Annotated in this window: 4 protein-coding genes and 1 pseudogene; 4 read left to right on the top strand and 1 reads right to left on the bottom strand. The window is 58.6% G+C overall.

The window, feature by feature from the left end:
• Nucleotides 1–152: 152 nt before the first annotated feature.
• The 3 genes and pseudogenes from mutM to BMY49_RS18120 form a co-directional block, all read left to right on the top strand.
• Nucleotides 153–980: a bifunctional DNA-formamidopyrimidine glycosylase/DNA-(apurinic or apyrimidinic site) lyase gene (gene mutM, locus BMY49_RS16855; protein WP_054640805.1), complete on the top strand. Its 828-nt coding sequence runs from the start codon at nt 153–155 to the stop codon at nt 978–980.
• Between the two features lie 78 nt (nt 981–1058).
• Nucleotides 1059–2249 (top strand): class I SAM-dependent rRNA methyltransferase, encoded by a 1191-nt coding sequence (locus BMY49_RS16850; RefSeq protein ID WP_044629734.1) that lies wholly within the window; start codon nt 1059–1061, stop codon nt 2247–2249.
• Nucleotides 2250–2258: 9 nt separating this feature from the next.
• Nucleotides 2259–2378, top strand: a pseudogene (locus BMY49_RS18120) (alanine dehydrogenase); the annotation flags it as partial.
• A 41-nt stretch (nt 2379–2419) separates the two neighbouring features.
• Here the strand turns inward: BMY49_RS18120 and BMY49_RS16845 are convergent.
• Nucleotides 2420–2668 (bottom strand): SlyX family protein, encoded by a 249-nt coding sequence (locus BMY49_RS16845; RefSeq protein ID WP_044629733.1) that lies wholly within the window; start codon nt 2666–2668, stop codon nt 2420–2422.
• Between the two features lie 110 nt (nt 2669–2778).
• Here BMY49_RS16845 and BMY49_RS18070 point away from each other — a divergent pair, with 110 nt between their 5' ends.
• Complete coding sequence (locus BMY49_RS18070) at nt 2779–3312, top strand: cold-shock protein (protein WP_044629732.1); 534 nt, start codon at nt 2779–2781, stop codon at nt 3310–3312.
• The last annotated feature ends 121 nt before the right edge of the window (nt 3313–3433 follow it).

Genomic DNA, 3433 nt, shown 5'->3' with positions numbered 1-3433 from the left:
CCGATAATGGGGGACAGGAACCGCCGTGGTACGGATCCGTTTGCCCGGTGGTGTGAGAGGACGGGGGAGGCGACTCCCCCTCCTACTCGATTCTGTCGTTAGCGCCTTGGCCGTTAATCGCTGTCACTGTGCTGTCATCATAGGCTTTCATCATGCCCGAACTGCCTGAAGTTGAAACCACGCGACGTGGCATCGCCCCCTATATAGAGGGGCAAGAAATTACCGAAGTGCGGGTGCGCCAGCCGCGCCTGCGGGTACCAGTGCCGGACGACTTGGCCGAACGCTTAATCGGCGCACGAGTGGGCGAGTTGGCCCGACGAGCTAAATACCTGCAGATTCCGCTAGCCACCGCTGATGGCAGTGCCACGCTGCTGTGGCACTTAGGCATGTCGGGCAGCCTGCGTATTGCCCGCCTGGGGGATTTGCCGAAAAAGCACGACCATGTGGATGTGGTGACCGCTAGCGGCTACGTGCTGCGCTACCATGACCCGCGTCGGTTTGGGTTTGTCGACTGGCAGCAGGGCGACGGCAGCCGCGATACCCGCCTTGCTCACCTTGGCCCTGAACCGCTTAGCGATGCCTTCAACGGCCAGTGGCTCTACCGTCTGTCGCGTAATAAGCGGGTGGCAGTAAAGCCCTTTTTGATGGACAACCGTGTGGTGGTGGGTGCGGGCAATATTTATGCCGCCGAAGCGCTGTTTATGGCAGGCATCGACCCGCGCCGTGCGGCGGGGCGAATTTCCCAAGCGCGCTACGACGCGCTAGCGGCGGCCGTCAAAGAGGTGTTGGCGGCGGCCATTACCCAAGGTGGCACTACGCTGCGCGATTTTGTCAGCGGCCAAGGCGAGCCTGGTTACTTCGCCCAGCGGCTGAATGTTTACGGACGCCACGGGCAGCCTTGCCTACGCTGTGGCAGCGAGCTGAAGCGCATTACCCTGGGTCAACGTGCCAGTGTGTTTTGCCCCGGTTGCCAGCGTTAATCGCCGCCTTGGGCGGTTAACTGTTTTTATGCTTACAGTGCCTAAGTGCACTGTAAGCTTGCTCTTTTGGAGATTGTTGTGACCCAACGCCTGCGCTTGAATAAAAACGCCGATCGCCGCTTAAAAGCTGGCCATCTGTGGATCTACTCCAACGAAGTCGATATCAAAGAGACGCCGCTGAAAAACTTTGCGGCGGGCGAGCCTGCGCTGGTAGAGGCGTCCAACGGTAAAACCCTGGGCGTTGCCTACGTGAACCCGCACTCGCTGATCTGCGGCCGCATCATGTCTCGCGACCCTGAAATGCGCCTGGACCGCTCGCTGTTCGTGCATCGCTTTAATCAGGCCCTAGCGCTGCGCCAGCGCCTGTTTGATCAGCCGTTTTATCGCCTGATTCATGGCGAGGGCGACCTGTTGCCTGGCCTGGTGATTGATCGTTTCGGCGATGTGCTGGTGGTGCAGCTCAACACCGCGGGTATGCAGGCACTGGCGGAAGATATCGTTGACGCCCTGGAGAAAGTGGTTAAGCCGAGTGCTATCGTCTTCCGTAACGACACCGGTGGCCGCCGCCAGGAGGGCCTGGAAGCCCACGTGGAAGTCGTCAAAGGTACGCTGCCTGACGAAGTGCTGCTGGTCGAAAATGGCGTCACCTTTGCCGTGCCGGTGCTAAACGGCCAGAAAACCGGCTGGTTCTATGATCACCGTGTGAACCGTGCTTGGCTCAACAGCCAAGTGGCCGGTAAGCGCGTGCTAGACGTATTCAGCTACGTGGGTGGCTGGGGCGTTCAGGCGGCGGCCAGCGGTGCATCAGAAGTGCTCTGCGTGGATGCATCCGGCGCGGCGCTGGAGCAAGTGGCGCGCAACGCCGAGCTGAATGGCGTTCAAGAGCAGGTGGCGATTGGTGAAGGCGATGCTTTTGAAGCCCTGGCGGCGCTAAAGGCAGATGGCGAGCAGTTCGATGTGGTGATTCTCGATCCGCCTGCGTTTATCAAAAAGCGTAAGGATATCCCCAACGGCGAGCGCGCCTACTCGCGCCTGAACCGTGAGGCGATACGCCTGCTGGGCCGCGATGGCCTGCTGCTGTCGGCATCCTGCTCCATGCACCTTGCCCCTGATCGTTTGGTCGATGTGGTGCGCGGTGCAGTGCGCCACCAAGACCGCCAAGGTCAGGTGATCTTCCAGGGCCACCAAGGGCCGGATCACCCGGTGCACCCGGCCATACCGGAGACGTCGTACTTGAAGGCGCTAGGCGTGCGCGTGTTCCGCGACTAAGCACGGCCATTGGCCGATGATGCGCACTTCCTGCCCGGCCTTAACGTTCACAACGGCAAGGTGACCTATCGTGCCGTTGCCGATGCATTTGGGCTGGAAAGCGTTGCCCCGGCCAGCATGGTGAGGTAATCCCACCGCTTTTGGGCGGGCAAGAAGCCGCGAGTCGTGGCTTAATAGTGGGGTGGGATATCGTCTTCTGGACGAAAACTGCCTTGGGAGTCGCCCGCCTGGAGCGCCTGATGCTGCTCGCGTAGCCGTTCGCGCATCAAGGCGCTTAGCTGCTCCAGTTTTTCCAAGCGGCGCTCCTGCTGGGCGACCGCTTGATCCAGAGTGTCCAGCCAGTGCTCCTGATAGGCCAGCCGACTCTCCAACGATTCAAGACGTTGAGCGAGCTCAGCAGGCGATAATTCGTTTGTCATGATAACATCGTCACCTTGTGTAGTATGCTCGGTACTGTTAGGAATGGGCCTGGTAGTTCGAGTATTGTCCTTCGTCTGTTACCCATACAACAAGAGAGCTTTTATCATCTATGAACCCAAAAGTTGTTTTTCGCTGTTTCTTTATCAGTGTCTTACTCGCCGCCCCCACGCCGCTTCTTCTGGCAGGGATTGTTCATTTAACCAATGCACCTCTGGCTGAGCAGTGGTTAGCCGAAGCTGCTTTTAGCGTATATGCCGCGGTAGCCTTTGGCTGCTTTATTATGTTGTTTCTCGGCACGTTAGCGGCGGCTGCCCTGGCGCCACCAATGGTTGTGAAGGCAGATGTGGCTCGGGCTAAGCCTGCGCCGCGCCAACCCCAAGCACCTGCTCCTACGGTGGAAGATGATGAAGAGGAAGATATCATCGACCCCAACGATGGCCGTGAAGAGGGGGAAGTAAAGTGGTTTAACACCAACAAAGGCTACGGCTTTATTACTCGCGATAACGGAGAAGATGTGTTTGTTCACTTCCGTGCGATTCGTGGTCGTGGCCCGCGTATGCTGGCCGAAGGCCAGATTGTTCGCTATCACGTGATTAAAAATGATCGCGGCCTGCAGGCCGATGACGTCAGCATTATTGAGTAAGCGCCCAGGTGCTGTAGTGATAAATTAGTGCTGAAAGAGAAAACCCCCGCGCTTACGGGGGTTTTTGCATTGTGCGCCAGGCATGGCGCGCAGCGCCTTGACTGGCGCTATTCCTGAGGGT

The organism is Vreelandella aquamarina, from assembly GCF_900110265.1.
Lineage (GTDB): Bacteria > Pseudomonadota > Gammaproteobacteria > Pseudomonadales > Halomonadaceae > Vreelandella > Vreelandella aquamarina.
The sequence above is the reverse complement of the archived record's forward strand: the minus strand, read 5'-3'. Positions and strand labels throughout refer to the sequence as shown.